Annotated in this window: 15 protein-coding genes; 9 read left to right on the top strand and 6 right to left on the bottom strand. The window is 40.2% G+C overall.

Going from position 1 to position 19,495, the window contains the following annotated elements:
* Nucleotides 1–98: 98 nt before the first annotated feature.
* The 4 genes from HS960_RS23625 to HS960_RS23610 are packed head-to-tail and all read right to left on the bottom strand — an operon-like array spanning nucleotide 99 to nucleotide 5,139.
* On the bottom strand, nucleotides 99–917 hold the full coding sequence (locus tag HS960_RS23625) for a DUF4249 family protein (RefSeq protein ID WP_182330733.1): 819 nt from the start codon (nucleotides 915–917) through the stop codon (nucleotides 99–101).
* Nucleotides 918–922: 5 nt separating this feature from the next.
* Nucleotides 923–3,493 carry a TonB-dependent receptor gene (locus HS960_RS23620; RefSeq protein ID WP_182330732.1) on the bottom strand — a complete coding sequence of 857 codons (2,571 nt, stop codon included), beginning with the start codon at nucleotides 3,491–3,493 and terminating at the stop codon, nucleotides 923–925.
* A gap of 18 nt (nucleotides 3,494–3,511) precedes the next feature.
* Nucleotides 3,512–4,522, bottom strand: a complete 1,011-nt coding sequence (locus tag HS960_RS23615) for a FecR family protein (protein ID WP_182330731.1) — start codon at nucleotides 4,520–4,522, stop codon at nucleotides 3,512–3,514.
* Nucleotides 4,523–4,524: 2 nt separating this feature from the next.
* Entirely contained in the window at nucleotides 4,525–5,139 is a 615-nt protein-coding gene (locus HS960_RS23610; RefSeq protein WP_182330730.1) for an RNA polymerase sigma factor, read from the bottom strand.
* Nucleotides 5,140–5,331: 192 nt separating this feature from the next.
* On the opposite strand from HS960_RS23610, the gene HS960_RS23605 reads away from it, so the two are divergent.
* From HS960_RS23605 to HS960_RS23590, 4 genes are all read left to right on the top strand, one after another.
* Nucleotides 5,332–6,174 (top strand): hypothetical protein, encoded by an 843-nt coding sequence (locus tag HS960_RS23605; RefSeq protein ID WP_182330729.1) that lies wholly within the window; start codon nucleotides 5,332–5,334, stop codon nucleotides 6,172–6,174.
* Between the two features lie 50 nt (nucleotides 6,175–6,224).
* Nucleotides 6,225–8,225 (top strand): thioredoxin domain-containing protein, encoded by a 2,001-nt coding sequence (locus HS960_RS23600; protein WP_182330728.1) that lies wholly within the window; start codon nucleotides 6,225–6,227, stop codon nucleotides 8,223–8,225.
* Nucleotides 8,226–8,262: 37 nt separating this feature from the next.
* Nucleotides 8,263–8,760, top strand: a complete 498-nt coding sequence (locus tag HS960_RS23595) for an FKBP-type peptidyl-prolyl cis-trans isomerase (RefSeq protein WP_046672788.1) — start codon at nucleotides 8,263–8,265, stop codon at nucleotides 8,758–8,760.
* Between the two features lie 103 nt (nucleotides 8,761–8,863).
* On the top strand, nucleotides 8,864–9,553 hold the full coding sequence (locus tag HS960_RS23590) for an SMUG2 DNA glycosylase family protein (RefSeq protein WP_182330727.1): 690 nt from the start codon (nucleotides 8,864–8,866) through the stop codon (nucleotides 9,551–9,553).
* 643 nt (nucleotides 9,554–10,196) lie between these two features.
* On the opposite strand, the gene mnmD is transcribed toward HS960_RS23590, so the two are convergent.
* Nucleotides 10,197–10,868: a tRNA (5-methylaminomethyl-2-thiouridine)(34)-methyltransferase MnmD gene (gene mnmD, locus HS960_RS23585; RefSeq protein ID WP_182330726.1), complete on the bottom strand. Its 672-nt coding sequence runs from the start codon at nucleotides 10,866–10,868 to the stop codon at nucleotides 10,197–10,199.
* A gap of 538 nt (nucleotides 10,869–11,406) precedes the next feature.
* Between mnmD and HS960_RS23580 the strand changes: the two genes are divergently transcribed.
* Nucleotides 11,407–12,657, top strand: coding sequence for a dicarboxylate/amino acid:cation symporter (locus HS960_RS23580; protein ID WP_182330725.1), 1,251 nt, complete (start codon nucleotides 11,407–11,409; stop codon nucleotides 12,655–12,657).
* Nucleotides 12,658–12,745: 88 nt separating this feature from the next.
* Here HS960_RS23580 and HS960_RS23575 read toward each other — a convergent pair whose 3' ends face one another.
* Nucleotides 12,746–13,705 carry a lipid A deacylase LpxR family protein gene (locus tag HS960_RS23575; RefSeq protein WP_153845691.1) on the bottom strand — a complete coding sequence of 320 codons (960 nt, stop codon included), beginning with the start codon at nucleotides 13,703–13,705 and terminating at the stop codon, nucleotides 12,746–12,748.
* Nucleotides 13,706–14,091: 386 nt separating this feature from the next.
* On the opposite strand from HS960_RS23575, the gene HS960_RS23570 reads away from it, so the two are divergent.
* From HS960_RS23570 to HS960_RS23555, 4 genes are all read left to right on the top strand, one after another.
* Nucleotides 14,092–14,499 carry a cytochrome c maturation protein CcmE domain-containing protein gene (locus tag HS960_RS23570; protein WP_046672794.1) on the top strand — a complete coding sequence of 136 codons (408 nt, stop codon included), beginning with the start codon at nucleotides 14,092–14,094 and terminating at the stop codon, nucleotides 14,497–14,499.
* Nucleotides 14,500–14,518: 19 nt separating this feature from the next.
* Nucleotides 14,519–16,978, top strand: coding sequence for a heme lyase CcmF/NrfE family subunit (locus HS960_RS23565; protein WP_153845692.1), 2,460 nt, complete (start codon nucleotides 14,519–14,521; stop codon nucleotides 16,976–16,978).
* Complete coding sequence (locus HS960_RS23560) at nucleotides 16,978–17,739, top strand: Rossmann-like and DUF2520 domain-containing protein (protein WP_153845693.1); 762 nt, start codon at nucleotides 16,978–16,980, stop codon at nucleotides 17,737–17,739. Before HS960_RS23565 ends, HS960_RS23560 begins: the two co-directional genes overlap by 1 nt.
* A gap of 186 nt (nucleotides 17,740–17,925) precedes the next feature.
* On the top strand, nucleotides 17,926–19,482 hold the full coding sequence (locus tag HS960_RS23555) for an FMN-binding glutamate synthase family protein (protein ID WP_153845694.1): 1,557 nt from the start codon (nucleotides 17,926–17,928) through the stop codon (nucleotides 19,480–19,482).
* The last annotated feature ends 13 nt before the right edge of the window (nucleotides 19,483–19,495 follow it).

Here is a 19,495-nt window from a genome sequence, read left to right as displayed (position 1 = left end):
TATATTATGTGTAAATATTTGCTTTGAATAATAACAATGTCTTTGACCACCTGGAGCGATTCATCAATAAATACGCTTTTAAATCCTCCCCTAAGGCACTATTTACTGGTTCTAATGTCCTTTATTGGAATAGATTTGCGCACACCGTCCATCACATAAAAAAAGCCGAGGGCATTATTCGAAATATTACCTTCAACATTGGCAGGTACTGCAGACAATAATCCTTTCCATTCTGTCTCCTGAAATAGATTATAAATAAACCGGGAGTAACGTGGCGATTCAGAAAACTTAGAGACGATTAAACTGTCCTTCAACGAAACTTCATAGTTGTATGTCTTCCCAAGTAAGTTATTCAGTACATTGGGTGCCCCCAAACGATAACTGTAGCTAAAAGGAGAACGAAAAGAAGAAATATCATCTTCAGAAAAATCCTTTTGCGGCATAATAAGCCATTTATTGGAGGTTCGCATCCCGAAGAGATGTTTATTAACCTTTACCGTCCACTTGTTGTTCAAATTACTTTTTTCTACCGGTAGAAAGGCATTTTCAATAGGTACCACAGGTATCAATTGATCTTGTGCTTCATACAATTTCCCATTCAAAGTAATCGTAAGCTGAAATACATTTCCTACCGTGTCCCTCAGATTGAACAGCTCACCATAATAAAGCCCCTCACCCAAATCATTGAATTCAATTATATTGGAACCATTGGTTACACGTACCGTGGCTCCACTAATCCCGATAGTCCCTGAATTAGACTTTAGCCCATCCAATTTCTTTAATTGGATATACTGCTCTTTGTACATCGTATTAATCCCGCCTTCAACAATCATATCGTAGGATTGTCCTTCGTCTACAGCTGATTTCTGACAAGAAACCGCTAGGAAACAAGTAACTATAATCAATAAGAATCTCATATCAATCAAAATCTCATTGTGTAACTAATTGAGGGAACTCGCCCAGAAAATGATGTTTTCTGAATAGCTAAATTCCCATTACTATCTTCGGAGAAACTATAATAAAGTGGATTGCGCTGATCAAATACATTATATAATCCAAAATTCAAGGTATGTCTTCTTCCTCGCTCTCGCTGTCTTACCGTTTCCAAATCTACTGAGCAATTTAAATCAAACCGACTAAATGTAGGCATACGATGGGAATTACGGCTTGAATACACCGGAACATATATACCCTCATATTCCATAAATCCTATTGGATAGGTTAATGGCCTTCCCGTATGAATTGTATAAAAAGCATTGAGATGCACCGACCTCCCCAAATCGTAGGACAAGTTGCTCTTAAGCACATGTGGAATATCGAAATTAGCCGCATACTCTTTTCCTTTATTGATGCCATTGATCTTACGAAAAGATCTCGACCAGCTATAGAAGATACTGCCCGTAAATTCACCGATACGCTGATTGACAGATAATTCCAGTCCATAAGCATGCCCCTTCCCTTGTCGCAGCTGTGTTTCGATAAATGGGTTGAGTATCAGTTGCGCATGATCGATCAATTCGACTTGATTGCCCATCTTCTTCCAGTACCCTTCCAGTCCAATATTTCCATGATACAATAACCTGTTGATACGAAAAGAAATAGCATCAACATATTGTGGTTTAATATTTAATCCCGCAGGCACCCAAGCTTCCAATGAGGAAAAGGCAAGTTCATCATTCTGTAATAACTGCAAATATTGATAACTCCGATTATAAGCCAGTCTGAAAGCATAGTCATTGCCCATTTTATATTGCAAAGACAGGCGTGGCTCTAAACCATAATACGACTTTTTCTTGTCGGCATCGTTCGACAACGGCTTATACGAGCTGCCATCCAATAAATAATAGCGTCCAAAGGAGGCATTAAAAAAGGCATTCGCACGTATTCCCGCAACAATCCGGAAGGCTGAATCGACCTTCCAATTAAAAGAAACATACCCCGTATAATCATAAGCTTGCGCCCTAAAAATATTATCTTCCGTGTTTGAATTTATCGGCGATATCTCCCCGGGATTAAAACGATGCAGGGTTCCCTGAAGACCAAAATCCAAGGTGCGGTCTAATCCCATAAAATACGTAAAATCGGATTTCAAACTAAAGTCACGTATCCGTGTCAACCAGATTTGATTGTCACTCGATTCGGGTTTACTGACATCCAATTTATTATGATAATCACTGAATATGGCCGAAAGGTTCATAAACAACCGATCACTATGCACATGGTTCCATCGCAAAGTAGAAGTCCAGTTACCCCAACGATTGGTATTCCTATTCGGAGAAATAACTTTATCCTGCCCATAGTACCCCGAGAGGTAAACCCGATTTTTCTCGTCAAATGTATAGTTGAACTTCACGTTATAGTCACTGTACTTACCTTTAACATTAAATAAGCGATAATCCGTATTAAAAGCATTTAATATACTTCCCCGTGCAGTGGCAATGAAAGCACCTTTTCCCTTTTTTATAAATGGCCCCTCAGCACCAACCCGAGCAATCAATAGACTTGATCCACCAAAAACATGAAAAGCATTGGCATCACCGTCTCTGGTACTCATATCCATGATGGAAGAAAGACGCCCCCCTAGATTTGCAGGGATAGCATCCTTATAAAGCTGCGTATTCTTCAAGATGTCCGAATTAAACACAGAGGTTAAACCGAATAGATGCGATGGATTATAAACAACAGCTTCATCAAGCAAGATAAGATTCTGGTCTTTACCGCTCCCCCTTACGAAAAGATTACTGCCGCCTTCTGTTAATCCGTTAATCCCATTTTGCATCTGTAATACCTTCATGATATCAGCCTCACCTTTATAAAAGGCATTTCTTCGTGCTTGGGTCCAATTGACCTTATCTGTGAAACTTCCCATGTGCTGCGCTGTGAAGGAAGAATCAACATTAACCACCACCTCGCTCAAGTTAAAATCCACTGGAGCGAGCTTAATGACCAGGTAATTATTTTCTAACTCAGCATTTAATGAGACCAACCTTGTCTTATAGCCCAGATAACTTACATAACAACTGTATTCGCCCCGTGGTAATGTCAGTGAGTAAAACCCATATTTATTACTTAAACTACTTTTACCTTTCTCCGCGATCAACAAGGTGGCACCAATCAGGTTTTCACCACTTAAACTGTCCACAACACGCCCCTTAACAGTAAAAGTTTTATCTTCTTCATAGAAGATCAGCGCCCTATTGATCATTGTAAATCCAACATTGGAATCTTTCAGTAAATAATTTAGAACCTCTTCTAGACTGGATTTGTCAAACGATCGACTATAAATAATCTTTTTATTAAAGACCTGCTCGTCATAAGACATGGATATATCGTATGTTTTATGAATTTCAGCAAGTATCTGAAGAATCTGTTTGTTATGTGTATCAATTGAGATCCGTAATTCGGCAGGGGAGTTCTGTCCCATGGCTTTCGGACACATCGCTATAACCAACCAGCAGAAAAAGAGCAAACGATACAGAATCCTATCTTTCATATCAGCAAAGCGAAGAGCCTATTCGTAGATACTATATCCTTTTTTACCGGCTTTCCACTTCACATTTAAAGTTTTGGAAAGAATTTGAACAATCTCGTTGAGCGTTTGCCCATCAAAGTACATGCTTAGCTTGCGTGCTTTTAAACTATCTCCAACGACAGTTATATTCGCCCGAAAATGCTTTTCTAGATCTGTACAGATACTATCCAACCGAACATTTGAGTAGCTCAACTTTTGTGCGACATCAGTATCATTATCTGCCAACAGATCAATTTTAGATAAAGACGCTGTTAGTCTTTTATACAGTCCCTTTTGATTTTTCTGTAAAACAAGTTCTTTTGCATGATCGCCCTTTCCACTGCTCAAGGCTACACTTCCCTCCTTAACAAGGACTTCGACATCATCTTCCAGTAAATTGACTTCAAAGGTAGTGCCGATATCACGCACATAATTATGTTCAAGATCAACCACAAAGGAGGTCCCTGTTTGATGTTTGACATCGAATAGCGCTTTTCCCTTTTTGAGCTCAACAGTTCTTTGCTGTGGAAATGTCCTTTTGTTGAACATCGCCTCGGCTCCGGCCTGTAGTGTCATGATCGAACCATCGGGAAGTACGATAGGCTGCTGTGTTTCCGATCCGTATAATCGGACTTCATACCCCATCCAACGGTCAAAGTTCAGGTAACTGGCAAAACCGACCACGAACAATACGGCTGCAGCCACAAATTTCATCCAGGGTTTCCAGATTGCTCGTACAGGCGTCTCGATCTCCGCTTCTTGTTGATCCCCTGTTTTATCCAACTGATTTTTAAATTTTTCCCATTGGCTACTGGCATCTACCTTTTTATAGCATTCCAGTGCTATAAGGTCATCAGCTATACTTCTAACTTCATGGTATAGCTCGTGGTTCGCCACATCCTCCGAAATCCAACGCCCAAGCAACACTCCTTCCCTTTCGGAAATAGTCCCATCCAGCTCTTTCTGAATCAAATCATAAGGAATAAATCTTGAAGTATTGTTTTCTTCCATAACTATAAGATAATAAACTGGACAAAAAGTCCCAATGAAAAAAATAAAAAGCCGATTAGAAGCAACAGAAAAGCTTTTTGCTTGGCCAATGCGACCCGAATTTTATCGTAAGCAATGGTCAAATGATTTTTAACCGTTTTTATTGAAATTCCCAATTGATCCGCGATTTCTTGTTGTTTCATCTTATCGTACTTACTCATAAGAACGATTTTTCGGCACTGCGGCGGTAGCCCTTCCAGTATACTTTCGATCATCAACAACTTGGATTCGTAAAGTGCGGCGCGATCAATTTCATCTTCATCATCCGTCAGATCCAGTTCTTTGCTATAATCGTTATTCCGTTCCAATAAACGCTGATTCTTTTTAAGGTAGGTGAGCGAAAGGTTGATAACACTGCGTGATAGGTAAGCTCCCAGTGATTGACTAATGGCCAACTTGTCCGCATTTCCCCATAACATCATAAATACGTCGTTGGTGAGCTCTTCAGCGATTGCCTCCTCTCGCACATACCGAAAAGACAAGATATACAATTTACGGAAATGGCTCTTATAAATAGCTTCAAAAGCATTTCTATCTTTTTGGACTATCTTCTTAAGCAGGTCAACGTCATTTGACATAGGACTTCGGTAAAGCTAATAATAAACGTATGTAAAAATAATCAAATTCATCGGACATTTTATAACATCTAATTAATTTTCAAGCTATAAACGCTTGCCGACAACCAATTAGTTAACGCAACTAAAAAGTGAAACGCCACACCACAAAAAAGTTTCTCGTATTTTTTCTATTTTTGCAAAAACATAAAAATAATGTTAAAAAAATATCTTTTAATAAGCTGCATTTCTTTTATTTTCTTTTCTTGTACAAAAGAAAATTATCCTGAAACATCAGAAGTAATAAAACCTGAAGAAAAAGAAGCGGAATCTCTTACAACAAGGATGACCAAAAACATGGATGTTTGGACTGACAATAGGGTTATCAATGTATTTGAACAAGGTGAAATCCGTTTATATGATAAAGAAAAACATAAGGATCATTTCACTTTTTTTCTTTGGGAAAAAGAGGTTGTTGATTCAATTATTTGGCATATCGATGATATTATGCATTACAGTTCAGGCGTTAACCCTTTTCGTTATATGACCGGTGTCACATTCAACAAACCAGGCGATTACAAATTTAACTTATTGGTTTACAAAGATAGTAAGGTGGTCAAACAAGCCAACCTAACGATCAGGGCTATTGCTGGAAAAGATTTTTTCAATGTCAATTGGGAAAACCCACCCACAAGAAGCATTGTAGGCCAATCCTTTTCTTACAAAAAGGGTTATCGCATCGATCAAACTTATATAAAAGGACAATACCCCTATAGCTATGTCAATCTATATTATGGCGATCAATTTCGAAAGCAAACCCCTGAAAAAGAGAAAGAATATTTGATGGAAGTGGCACGCGAATCTTTTGGTAGCCCCACACTTACCACGACAAACAATCAACAGGCTGAACTTAACGATAAGTACAATAAGCTCTTCAAAAATAAGCTTAATCACCTGCCGATAGCAATTTGGGAAAGAGGTACATCTTCAATCGCTTTAATTGGAACTCCGAAAGATGCCATTAAGACCTATCAGATCGTTGCAGAACCCAAATATTAAAAAACACATTTAAGCCTCCATCATGGAGGCTTTTTTACTACCTTCGTCTTATGGCGAATCAATTGCAATTTGAAAATTCACCCTACCTTAAACAGCACGCACACAACCCAGTAGATTGGATGCCCTGGGGACCGGAAGCTTTAAAAAAGGCAAAAGACGAAAATAAACTGATCATCGTAAGCATTGGCTACTCGGCTTGCCATTGGTGCCATGTGATGGAGCGTGAAAGTTTTGAAAACTCAGCCATCGCCCAAACCATGAATAGGTTTTTCGTATCGGTCAAAATCGACCGTGAAGAACGCCCCGATATTGATCAAGTGTATATGCTTGCTGTGCAACTGATGACCAATGCAGGGGGCTGGCCATTGAATTGTATCTGTCTGCCCGATGGGAGACCTATTTACGGTGGTACTTATTTCAAACCGCACGACTGGCAGAATATCTTATTACAAATTGCACAAATGTGGGCGGAGAAACCCGAAGTCGCATTTGACTATGCAGAAAAACTAAACAACGGAATCCAGCGAGCCGAGAAACTCCCCATCCATCCCATCCCCGATCAATACACGATTGACAACTTAAATGAAATTGTTGCCCCTTGGACCGAGATGTTCGATAAAAAAGAAGGTGGTTATCAAAAAGCACCGAAATTTCCGCTACCAAACAACTGGTTATTTTTGCTAAAATATGGTGTGCTTGCCAACGATCAGGAACTATTGGATCATGTTCACTTTACGTTGAAAAAGATCGGATCGGGTGGTATATATGACCAGATCGGCGGTGGCTTTGCGCGCTATTCTGTCGATCATTATTGGCATATTCCTCATTTCGAAAAAATGCTCTACGACAACGGACAATTACTATCGCTATATGCCGAAGCCTTTCAACAAAGCCGCGATCCATTCTATAAGCGGATTATCGAAGAAACGGTTGTCTGGGCCGAACGGGAAATGCTTGCGCCGAACCATGGCTTTTATAGTGCTTTAGACGCAGATAGTGAAGGTATTGAAGGAAAATACTATTCCTTCTCCAAAGTTGAATTTAACGAGGTACTGGGGAACGATGGCGCCCTGCTCGGCCAATATTTTAACATCACCGAAGCTGGCAACTGGGAAGAAGAAAAAACCAATATTCCTATTTGCGCCATAAATGCAGACCAGTTAGCAACAAAGGTCAATATGTCAGCTGACGAATGGGCAGATTTTTTAAAAATTTCAAAGAAAAAATTATACGACTATCGGGAAAAACGAGAACGTCCAGGGCTCGACCATAAGCAGCTGACCGCTTGGAACGCTTTATTTCTAAAAGGACTAATAGATGCTTATCACAGTCTTGGAAACAGCCATTTCCTTGAACTCGCTTTAAACAATGCCCAGTTTATCTGTACGCATCTTATTCAAGACGATCTCCAGTTATTGCACCAACCAAAAGATAACAATAGAGCGATCGCAGGCTTCCTAGATGACTATGCATTCACTATTGAAGCCTTTATTGCATTATATGAGGCGACATTTGAGCTCAATTGGTTAACCAAAGCACGACAGCTAGCCGATAAGGCCATTGCATTGTTTTACGATGGATCACAAAAAACATTCTACTATACATCGTCAGAGGCTGAGGAACTCATCGCACGGAAAAGCGAGATTATGGATAATGTAATACCTTCCTCTTCGTCGACAATGGTTCGTCAATTGAAACGATTAGGTTTGCTTTTTGATGATGAAAATTACATCGCCATTACAGACCAATTGCTGGCGAATGTATTCCCGCAAATCAAGACTTATGGCTCTGCCTATTCAAATTGGGCAATATTATTGCTAGAAGAAATATATGGAATCAATGAAATTGCATTGACGGGGAATAAAGCGATGGCTTTCAAAAATGAACTCGGCAACTATTATATTCCGAATAAAATTGTTCTTGGCGGTACAGAAGAAAATCTTCCATTGCTAGAACATAGAGTCGGAAAGGAGACAAAAGCATATCTTTGTAAAAACAGGACCTGCAGTCTACCACAGGATTCAATACAAGCGTTAATAAATTATATTTAATAAACGGTAGCCTCGGGCTTCCAAAAATCAAAATCAGATGGCTATAAAAGCAAACGACGTCGTAGCATTGACGTACAGACTTCACACAGTAGAAAACGGTGAAAAAGTTTTCGTTGAAGAAACAACTGCAGAACAACCTTTAGATTTCTTATATGGTGTAGGTATGATGTTACCTAAATTTGAAGAAAACATCGCAGACTTAAACGTTGGTGATAAAATTTCATTTGAATTGGCACCGGATGATGCTTACGGTCAAAAAGACGACAGAGCATTCGCGCAATTGCCAGTAGATATGTTCAAAGAAACAGGTTTACCTCCAGTAGGAGAAGTATTGCCTTTACAAGACAACCAAGGAAACCAATTCCGCGCTGTAGTAGCTGAGGTTACTCCAGAAGTAGTTGTTGCTGACTTAAACCACCCAATGGCTGGCAAAACATTAAATTTCGATATCGAAATCTTAACTGTACGTCCTGCTACTGAAGAAGAGTTGTCTCATGGACACTCACATGGTGTAGACGGTACGCAAGGTCACTAATCTTGACTCAAGATACAAAAAAACAAAGCCGGGTGTCAAATGACACCCGGCTTTGTTTTTTACCTCTTTAAAAAATCGTATTTTGTTTTTAAACACACAAACGATGCTAACATTTGCGGAAAAAGTAGTTTTATTCAATAAACATCTTCATTATCAAGGAAGTCTTCCTTCAGAATTCAATGTAATTAACCCTTACCTTGATAACCCCGAGACATTGGTTGTGATGGAACACTTCTACCACAAATATTACAATGATAATCTAGCCAGAAAATTCATTATCGGCATTAATCCGAGCAGACACGGGGCAGGTGTAACGGGAGTTCCTTTTACGGATACCAAAAGACTATCCAGTGTATGTGGCATACAAATGCATTCTGCGCATACCCATGAAATATCTTCAGTTTTTATGTACGATATGATTGAAGCTTATGGTGGCCCAGACATCTTCTACAAACAATTTTATATCAATTCGCCCTTTCCCTTGGCAATTGTCCGAGAAACAAAACCCAACAACTGGATCAATGCAAACTATTACGACGACAAGCAACTTTTTGACATGGTCCGCCCCTTTATGTTGGATTCCTTAAAACAGCACATTTCCATGGGCTTGGTGACAGAGGAGGTCTTTGTCCTCGGAAAGAAAAATGCAACCTTTCTCGCCAAGATCAACAAGGAAGAAAAGTTGTTTGGAAAAATGACCGTCCTCGACCATCCGCGCTATATTCAACAATATAAATCCAAAGACAAACTAATGTATATTGACAATTATATCCGATTATTAAATAGCTTATAAGATATGGATAAGTATGTTAATTAGCTTATAAGCAGCATCTATTTTGTGAATAAATAGATCATCCATTAAGAGGATATTTGTTTTTATTTATTCTCCGATTGTAAATTCGCCAAGTAGCATCAACGCTGTGTTACGGGTTATTATTTTTCATCAAAAAGTCCGTGTTTTGTACAACTCTTCTTCGACGATGATTCGAATCTTCATCGGGCCTTATTCATACTTACAAGCGGGTAAGAGCATTTTCTGACAGCTTTGCTACAGTCTTATCACCGAGGGTAACTCGGACTCCCCCCTCTCACCACGGACACACCCTTGCCGAGACACGAAGATGTCTCGAAAGAGATATGAAAGGTCCTCGAATCGAACGTTCTTGGTCCATAGCAAATTCATCATAGATCCTTACTTAATAGTCAACCGAAAGTCCTCTGCAAATTTCAAAATGGTCTAGGACTAGCAAGTAGCATTTATTATTGATCCCTAAAAACAAAAAACAGATTTAACCGCATATTGAATGGCTCGTAGGTAATCACGCTCAACTAGGACTTTCAGGACCAACGCAAATATTAATAGATTATGCGAAGAGATTATTAGAAAATATACAACATCGTTAGTCATCTGATCAACGATGTTGTACCAAGTGTGTTCAAAAAGGAGATTTTGTCGCGCGCAGCATTTCACGTTTGCCAGGCGCACCAGGCGCCTTTTCAATAGAAAAGCCCAATGCTTTCATACTGCGCTTGAGATTTCCGGTAATAGCATAAGTCACAAAAACACCATCAGGTTTAACAAACTGCGCGATATGTCCTAAGGCAACATCATTCCACATCTCAGGCTGATGCACTGCTGCGAAGGCATCAAAATAAACAACGTCAAACAAGCGATCCGATTTGAAATTCATCAATAAGGTATGGTCAATATGAAGCTTTAAGTACTCGTTAATCCGTACGTTTTCCGTCAATGCCTGCTCGTATGCATTCAAATAGCTTGCCCACACAGTCGGATCTACCGTCGCCTCATAGCCCGTTTCAGCAATAGTGGACAAAGGCAAGGGAAATCCTTCTATCCCGACATATTCCACCTGAACGGATTTATCCCTAAGAAAATCAGCTGTTTGCAAAAAATTCAAGCCTGTCCCGAACCCAACCTCTAGGATACCGACGTCGGTTGCCCCTGTTGTTTGTACATAGTGGTCAAGCCCTGTTTTTATAAAAACATGCCTGCTTTCCTGTACTGCACCGTGTTTAGAATGATAACATTCACCTATTTCAGCATTAAACAACGTTTTCGAGCCATCTCCTGTCGTTACAAATTCCATTTTTATACAAATACTTTAAGTTCCAATTTTCACACATTAAGTCTAAACAACTAAACAGTAATCCAAACAAATAGCGCATTCCTTACCCATGACACTTATCACTGCTACTGTCCAAAGATAAAAAAGCCAATTCGAGTATCAAAACCTTCCTGATTTCAACAGCATCAACAGCTGTGAAAGCGGACGGAAACTCTTTTGTAGATCATAAACCGAGCATAGCAAGCTCTTTGATACCTTAATGAAAAGATACAAAGCAATCACCTAGACATTTGCAGAAAAAAGCGGCTTTTTTCTACAAGGTAAAACAAAAATGAACAAACACGCATAAATTCAGCTCGTTTTAATAGACCTATTCGAGAAAAACACTATTTTAGCAATCTAAATACGAAATATTCACAAAACCTAATGAAATATCCAAACCCAACAAGTGCAAGCAATACAACAGCATTGGATATTCTCAATGTGACCAAATACAAAGAAAATATAAGCAGTTCTTCCATGCGAATGAACTCCTTTTGAAATAACTAATCATACACCTATGAAATACGCTACAAAAACTTTTGTGCAGAACTACGGCAGTATCTTACTTCTACTCCTTGGGATCAGTATTGGAAGTTTGATCGGCATCTTCTTTCCACATATCGTCAACAATCTTAAACCGATCGGTGACATTTTTCTAAACCTCCTATTTGTCAGCGTTATACCATTGGTGTTTTTTGCCATATCCTCATCTGTTGCCAATATCGATGGCGACAGTGTACTGGGAAGGATCATCGGTATGATGTCGTTCGTATTTGTACTGGGTATTGTCGTCGCCGGACTGTCAAGCATCTGCTTCCTTTACCTCTTTCCAGTAGATGCTCCACTGGCTATTGAACAAACAAACAAGATCATAGAAACAGTTGTTCATGATTCTTGGGGTGAAAAAATGGTCCGCTTTTTAACCGTTAGCGAATTTTCAAGTTTATTATCACGACAAAATATGCTGGCCTTTGTCATCTTTTCGTTCCTCGTTGGCATTGCTACGCGCAAATCAGGGGCATCTGCAGAGACCTTCCGTAAATTTATAAACTCGGGCAATGTTGTGATGGGAAATCTGCTCGTGATGGTCATGAACCTCGCTCCCATTGGTTTGGGAGCATATTTTGCCTATCAGGTTGGAACATTAGGCCCTCAGCTCTTTGGTTTTTATGCTAAACCTATCGGTCTATATTACTTTTTTGGAATCTTCTATTTTTTTACGGTATTCAGTTTATTCGCTTTTTTAGCATTCGGGCTAAAGGGTGTCAAACGATATTGGCAAAATAACATATTGCCTTCCTTGACCGCATTGAGCAGCTGCAGTAGCCTCGCCACCATGCCGGCCAACTTACTTGCAGCCAAGCAAATTGGAATCCCGGACAGCGTCGCTAGTGTCGTCATTCCCCTAGGCACGACATTGCACAAGCATGGATCGGCGATCGCCTGTATCTTTAAAATCTATATTGCGCTTTTATTAAGTGGCAAGGAATTTTTTGATCCAGCCAATCTGATTATGGCGGTTGGCATTACTTTACTGGTGAGCATCGTAGCCGGCGGAATTCCTAATGGTGGCTACATCGGAGAAATGCTGATCATATCGGTTTATCAGATGCCAACGGAGGTGATCCCTTCCATTATGATTATAGCAACCCTGGTCGACCCATTGGCAACGATGCTCAATGCCACTGGAGACACCGTAGCCGCTATGCTCACCACCAGATTGATCGGGCAAAAACTGGCCGACCCTATTCCCGAAACCCCAGGTTAAACAAGCTGCAAACGACAAACATTTGAACGGTGGACCAACGAAGATCCTATCAAGCGGATCCATGTAGGCCCTACCTATGGCCGGCTGATCAAAAACGGTAGGCAAAAAACAGCTCGCCATATTGATGCCGGTGAAACGCCGATTTGAGCTCTTTCGAATTGAAGATATAATTGATACCGTAATTGATCTTGTGGTTAGACCAATTGAAACCAATGCGGTGACTAAGCATCCAAGGCCGAATAGTGTATAACTTGCCTATGGGATCATTTTTATCTCTTCCTCCTTCTACCGTTGCGCTGTAAAAAATACGAGACACGCTTGGTTGATAGACAAAATACCATTCTCTATCATTGTCTGCTCTTCCCTGTGTCAAATGCCCATGTGTAAAGGTGGACGCCTGATAGGATTTCAGCTTCCCCAACCGAAGCGGGGCCGCAATCCCCATATTGGTATTATTTAGTCCAATGGTCCCCTCACCTATAATTCCCACATCGAATTGCTGGTTTTGACTGCGATATAGTCCTTTTTTATAGGTTGCACTTAAATCAATACCAAAGGAATTTCCAAGCTGCGTATCCCAACCTGTCGCCTCGTACATCCCAAAGAGATGATGGATAAACTTCTGTGCTTCTTCACCGTAGGATTTAGGGCCGATCTGCGCCAATTCAGTCTTGAACTCAACAACCTGATCGTGCGGTAAAAACCGCGTTACTCCAGCACTAAAATAGAGGTAACCTGCAAATGGTCTATCGTATTTTTTTTCCTGCCGTCTATAGTCAATGATACTGATACCATTGTAAATCCGCTGGCCTATTTCAAAATCCAATACCGTATTTGAAGCCTGCCTATCCGGTTTCCCTGGCAACGCAATCCTATAGTTGATATTGATACCATTGGTATAATAGCGATCCTGACCGGTCAGTAGATAGACGTCATTGTCATTTTGGATAGCAATTTCCTGATTACGGAATTTAACCTGTCCAAAAACAAAAAAGCAGGGGAATATAACAGCCCAAAAGAGGCCTAAAAATCGCAAAGCAACACTCATATTAACAGGCAATTGTAAAATTCATGCGATATCATTAGAACCAAAATAGCAAATTTCACTTCAAATTATTCAAAAGCATTCGAATCTAGCTTATTTTTCCAATTAATTCAAACTATTTAGAATAGATATAAATAATATGGAAAAGTTGCATTATTCCTTTCTTAGCGAATCTATTTGTAATTTTGCATTCGATTAGGTCTCAAATGTAATCAATTTGGGATTTTAGCGAGCACAACGTTGTCAGGTTTGGGTAATAATCTTTCTAAAAAAACAGGAAGATATCTGGCAGATTGGAACAGCTATTCATAGTTAAGAAAAAACAAACCGGGTGAAACGAGCTCATTTTATACGATGAGATCAAACACTTATAAAATAAGTAAATACAAATGAAAAAAAGTTCAATTATTCTAATCGCTATCATTGCTGTCGCAATTGCCATGATACTTGTTATCTATACCGATTCAAGTACCTATTCGACATTTACCGAAGCTAAAGAAAAGAAAACCGAACTATATGTGGTAGGTCAATTGAATAAAGACAAAGCGCTTCATTATGATCCCAAAACTGACGCCAACAAATTTTCGTTTTTCATGCGTGACAACGATGGTACAGAATGTGAAGTGATTTTTAGAGGCGCCAAACCTCAAGATATTGAACGTTCAGAGCAAATTGTATTGACAGGAAAAATGGACGGAAATGTGTTTAGGGCAAGTAAGATATTGATGAAATGTCCGTCAAAATATAACGATAAATCGGTCGTCACCGAGATCAATGCTACTGCTTTCAATAATTAATTCGTAAAATCAATTTTCAATGGACGTTAATTACGTTGGTGAGCACCTGCTACCAGGGCAGATCGGACAATTCTTTATTGTACTTTCTTTTGGTGCTGCACTTCTATCTTGTATCAGCTACTTTTTTGCAACAAAATACCCTGAAGAGAATTCATGGAAAAAAATTGCACGTATTGCCTTTTGGGCTAATGCGGTCTCCGTAGTGGCGATTGGTGCAACTTTATTTTATATTATATACAATCATCTTTTTGAATATAATTATGCTTGGGCGCACTCGTCCAAGACACTACCTACCTACTATATCATTTCCAGTTTTTGGGAAGGTCAGGAGGGTAGTTTTTGGCTCTGGATGTTCTGGCAAACAGTATTAGGTTCTGTTTTGCTGTTTAAAGCAAAAAGCTGGGAATCGTCTGTCATGACTTTCGTCATGTTATGCCAAGCATTTTTAGCTTCCATGATTATTGGTGTGGAAATATTCGGTCTGCGTATCGGTAGCTCTCCGTTTATCCTATTGCGTGAAGCAATGGATATTCCAATCTTTAGAGAAGCTAACTATCTATCACTCATCACCGACGGTAATGGTTTGAACCCTTTGCTTCAAAATTACTGGATGGTGATTCACCCACCAACACTATTCCTTGGATTTGCGTCGATGATTGTTCCTTTTGCTTATGCAACAGGTGCTCTTTGGACCAAACGTTACAAAGAATGGATCAATGCAGCACTTCCGTGGGCTTTATTTGCCGTAATGATTTTAGGCGCAGGTATTATCATGGGCTCATTCTGGGCTTACGAAGCACTTAACTTCGGTGGCTTCTGGGCCTGGGATCCGGTAGAAAATGCATCAATTATTCCTTGGTTTACCTTGATTGCTGCTGTTCACGTCATGATTGCGTACAAGAATTCAGGCCACTCCTACTTCACCGCTACATTTTTGGCGATGATCAGCTTTGTACTTGTTATCTATGCATCTTACCTGACACGTAGTGGTGTCCTTGGAGAGACTTCTGTGCACTCCTTTACCGATCTGGGAATGAGCGGACAATTGATCTTATTCAATGTTGTCTTTTTGGCTATCATGGTGGTATTTCTTACCGTCAAAAAGAAAGAGATGCCCATCACAGAAAAGGATGAGGATATCTATTCAAGAGAATTCTGGATGTTTATTGGCGCCTTGGTATTGACTGTCGCATGTGCACAGATCATCGCTTCAACATCAATTCCAGTGTTCAACAAGATCTTTGGCACCAAGGTAGCTCCACCTTTGGATCCGATCCAACATTATAACAAGTGGCAATCGGGTTTTGCAGTGATCGTTATGATCTTAACCGGATTTACGCAATTCTTAAAATACAAACGTACCGATAGCCGCAAGTTTTTGGCTTCCACGGTAGCATCGTTGGTTGTGTCTCTCATTCTAACGGCTGCTGTCGTCTATTTTACGAAGACTTATACCAACCTGATCTATATTTTGATCACCTTCGCAAGTATTTTCTGTATTTTGGCGAATATCCGCGTATTGGGTGATGCTGTCAAAGGCAAATGGAAGCTGGCCGGCTCTTCGGTAGCCCATATCGGCTTTGGATTACTACTTATCGGTGCCATGGTGGCTGCAGCAACCAACGAGGTCATCTCGGTCAACAACACTGGTTACATTGCTGTATCGGGATTTGACAAGGTAGAGAAACCTGGCGACAACTTATTCTTGACCGAAGGTGAACCTGTACAAATGGGGGAATACAAAATTACCTATATCGGCGATAGCATTGTGGCTCCAAATACGTTTTATAAAATAAAATACGAGCGGATCGACGAAGAAACAGGTAAAGTGAAGGAGCATTTTGTGCTACAACCTTTTGCGCAAAACAACGCGAAAATGGGCGGTTTGATTGGTACTCCAGCGACCAAACATTATGTCACGCATGACGTGTATACACTGATTACTGCAGCTGCAGCTGAAAGTCAAGCAACACATGCTAAAGTTCCGGCAGAAGACAAAACTGGTTTCGAGGACTATGAGGAACCGGCGACTTATCAGGTAAATATCGGTGACACCCTACGCTACCGCAATGGATATTATGTCATTGAAGGCTTAAACAAAGAGGCTCACCTGGAGAAAATTCCAAAAGGTCCTAGTGATGTCATGGTTGGATTGAAAATAAAAGTATTTTCGGCCGACAACAAACAGTATGAAGTACAACCAATCTACTTAATTAAAGAGGGTGGCGTTTATGACTTCAATAAAGATGTCAACGAGCAAGGACTTAAATTCAGATTTACGGGAATTAAACCTGACAAGGATAAACTGGAAATCATGGTTTATCAAAAGCCGCTTCCAGAAAAGAAATGGGTCGTATTTAAAGCCATTAAATTCCCATACATCAACTTTTTCTGGTGTGGAACGATTGTCATGACCATCGGTTTTATCATGTCCATTGTGAGAAGAAATAAAGAGGAGAAACGAAAAGCACTTAAATAATGAACATTGTGATCTTAGGAAGCGGTAATGCCGCTACGCATTTTGGACAACAGTTTCAAAAAACAGGACACCATATCGTTCAGATCTACAGTAAAACAAAGGCCAATGCAGATGCATTGGCCTTTGCTCTTCATTGCGTGGCAATTGACCAACTGTCTGAACTAGACTTGCATGCCGATCTTTACCTCATTGCCGTTACCGATCAGGCCATTGTATCGCTGGTAGAAGCGCTACCAAAAGATATAAAAGGTGTTGTTATTCATTGTTCGGGAGCGACCGATCTTTCTGTCCTGGCTGGATTTAAAAATGCGGGAGTCATCTATCCCCCACAATCGTTATCCAAAAATAAAGCAGTCGATTTCTCGACCGTACCGCTTTGTGTTGAAGGTAACACGGATGAAAATAGTGCCGCGCTACTTCAGTTAGCACAGACATTTGCACCGCGGAGCATCTATTGTAATTCCCAGCAGCGCTTAGCCATCCACCTTGCCTCGGTCATGGTCAACAATTTTACTAACATCCTTTATCAGATGGCCTACGAGCTCTTAGCAGAAAACGACTTGTCCTTTGATCTAATCAAACCAATCATCCTGGAGACGGCAGAAAAAGTGCAAAATCATATTCCAATAACAGTTCAGACAGGACCAGCGATCCGACAGGACAGCACAACAATGCAAAAACATTTGCAATTTATTAGCAATAAACCAGATTTACAGCAAATCTATCAACTTTTGTCGCAGGAGATTACTAAAAGAAAATAGTTTGTTAGAAACAGTTATAAACTTATCAAAACTTACCTCCAAAGGGTAAATATATCCATTTACTTCAGGAACTTTAGTACATTTGCTTCGTCCAAAAGCGCATTTTGGAATGCTAATTGAGTAATAAAATTATCAGTTGGGCTAAACATTAAAATAGCGAATTAAAACTAAACAATCGTATTTTCTATGGAAGTTAGAAAACTCATTCTTTCAATAATGATTGTGATTAATTTAATCATTGTATCATTTGGATTTATATTTACATCAAGCTGGTTTTGGCTGCTTATCATCCCATTTCCATTGCTATTGATTGCGTTATATCATAGTTTCCAGACAAAACATGCCATCCTACGCAATTATCCCTTAGTTGGATATTTCCGTTATATTTTTGAATCTATTCGTCCTGAGTTGAGACAATATTTTTGGGAATCAGACATGGATGGACGTCCTTTCAACAGAAGACAACGTTCGATCGTATACCAACGTGCAAAAAATCAACGTGAAACTGTCGCATTTGGTATGCAGACGGATCCACAGGCTGTCGGAAATGAATGGGCTGCGCACTCTGTTTTCCCTTGCCATATCGAAAACCACGATATGCGTACCACGGTTGGAAATGCAGCCTGTAAAAAGCCCTATAGCTTAAGTGTGTTCAACATCTCGGCAATGAGTTATGGTGCGTTGAGTAAAACAGCGATAACGGCATTAAATAAAGGTGCTGCACTTCAAAACTTTGCACACAATACCGGTGAAGGGGGAATCAGTGACTACCACAACAACGGTGGTGATTTAATTTGGCAGGTGGGTACAGGTTATTTTGGCTGTCGGAATCAGGAAGGAAAATTTGACGCGGAGCTTTTCCGAGAAAAATCCAATCGTGAAAACGTGAAGATGGTCGAGTTGAAACTCTCGCAAGGCGCTAAACCTGGTCATGGAGGTATCCTTCCAGCGGCAAAAAATACACCTGAGGTTGCGGCTATTCGTCACGTCATTCCAGGAACAGATGTGATGTCGCCTCCAGCACATAGCGCTTTCTCCTCACCGACTGAAATGATGCACTTCATACAACAGCTGCGCGAGCTATCGGGTGGGAAGCCTATCGGCTTCAAAATTTGTATCGGCGATAAACATGAGTTTATCGATATCTGTCATGCCATGCAAAACACGCAGATCTTCCCGGATTTTATCTCCGTAGATGGATCAGAAGGTGGTACGGGAGCTGCTCCACTTGAGTTTACGGATAACTTGGGGATGCCACTATACGACGCATTGGCATTTGTAACGAAAACCTTGATTGCTTTTGGTTTAAAAAAACATGTTAAAGTTATTGTATCAAGCCGTATTGTAACAGGTTTCGATATATTGAAAGTCATTGCCTTAGGCGCAGATGCATGTTATAGTGCTCGCGGTATGATGTTCGCTTTAGGTTGTATTCAGGCACTTAAATGTAATGAAGACGTCTGTCCGGTTGGGGTTGCCACGCAACAGCCGCATTTATACAAAGGACTCGACGTAAACGATAAATATGTGCGAGTCGCTCAGTTCCACCGCAACACATTACGTGCTACAGTCGAAATTATGGAAGCTTGTGGTTTCAAAACACTTTCGGATGTATCGGCAGATAAATTCTATCGTAAGGTAGATGCTATCCGGACACTAAGTTTTCAGGAAATCTATTTCGGAACTGAAGGCAAATTGGTCAATAGCCACACAGATTTCGAAAGCAAGCTTTTCGAAGATTAACTACTAGAAATTC

The sequence above is a fragment of the Sphingobacterium paramultivorum genome, from assembly GCF_014109745.1.
Taxonomy (GTDB): Bacteria; Bacteroidota; Bacteroidia; order Sphingobacteriales; family Sphingobacteriaceae; genus Sphingobacterium; species Sphingobacterium paramultivorum.
This window is presented reverse-complemented; position numbering and strand designations above follow the sequence as displayed.

What these genes read in the sequence shown, in the direction of transcription:
- HS960_RS23625 (WP_182330733.1), bottom strand. Translation starts at nt 917, where the DNA reads ATGAGATTCTTATTGATTATAGTTACTTGTTTCCTAGCGGTTTCTTGT.
- HS960_RS23575 (WP_153845691.1), bottom strand. Translation starts at nt 13,705, where the DNA reads ATGAGTGTTGCTTTGCGATTTTTAGGCCTCTTTTGGGCTGTTATATTC.
- HS960_RS23570 (WP_046672794.1), top strand. Translation starts at nt 14,092, where the DNA reads ATGAAAAAAAGTTCAATTATTCTAATCGCTATCATTGCTGTCGCAATT.
- HS960_RS23560 (WP_153845693.1), top strand. Translation starts at nt 16,978, where the DNA reads ATGAACATTGTGATCTTAGGAAGCGGTAATGCCGCTACGCATTTTGGA.
- HS960_RS23590 (WP_182330727.1), top strand. Translation starts at nt 8,864, where the DNA reads ATGCTAACATTTGCGGAAAAAGTAGTTTTATTCAATAAACATCTTCAT.
- HS960_RS23580 (WP_182330725.1), top strand. Translation starts at nt 11,407, where the DNA reads ATGAAATACGCTACAAAAACTTTTGTGCAGAACTACGGCAGTATCTTA.
- mnmD (WP_182330726.1), bottom strand. Translation starts at nt 10,868, where the DNA reads ATGGAATTTGTAACGACAGGAGATGGCTCGAAAACGTTGTTTAATGCT.
- HS960_RS23605 (WP_182330729.1), top strand. Translation starts at nt 5,332, where the DNA reads ATGTTAAAAAAATATCTTTTAATAAGCTGCATTTCTTTTATTTTCTTT.
- HS960_RS23620 (WP_182330732.1), bottom strand. Translation starts at nt 3,493, where the DNA reads ATGAAAGATAGGATTCTGTATCGTTTGCTCTTTTTCTGCTGGTTGGTT.
- HS960_RS23555 (WP_153845694.1), top strand. Translation starts at nt 17,926, where the DNA reads ATGGAAGTTAGAAAACTCATTCTTTCAATAATGATTGTGATTAATTTA.
- HS960_RS23595 (WP_046672788.1), top strand. Translation starts at nt 8,263, where the DNA reads ATGGCTATAAAAGCAAACGACGTCGTAGCATTGACGTACAGACTTCAC.
- HS960_RS23565 (WP_153845692.1), top strand. Translation starts at nt 14,519, where the DNA reads ATGGACGTTAATTACGTTGGTGAGCACCTGCTACCAGGGCAGATCGGA.
- HS960_RS23600 (WP_182330728.1), top strand. Translation starts at nt 6,225, where the DNA reads ATGGCGAATCAATTGCAATTTGAAAATTCACCCTACCTTAAACAGCAC.
- HS960_RS23610 (WP_182330730.1), bottom strand. Translation starts at nt 5,139, where the DNA reads ATGTCAAATGACGTTGACCTGCTTAAGAAGATAGTCCAAAAAGATAGA.
- HS960_RS23615 (WP_182330731.1), bottom strand. Translation starts at nt 4,522, where the DNA reads ATGGAAGAAAACAATACTTCAAGATTTATTCCTTATGATTTGATTCAG.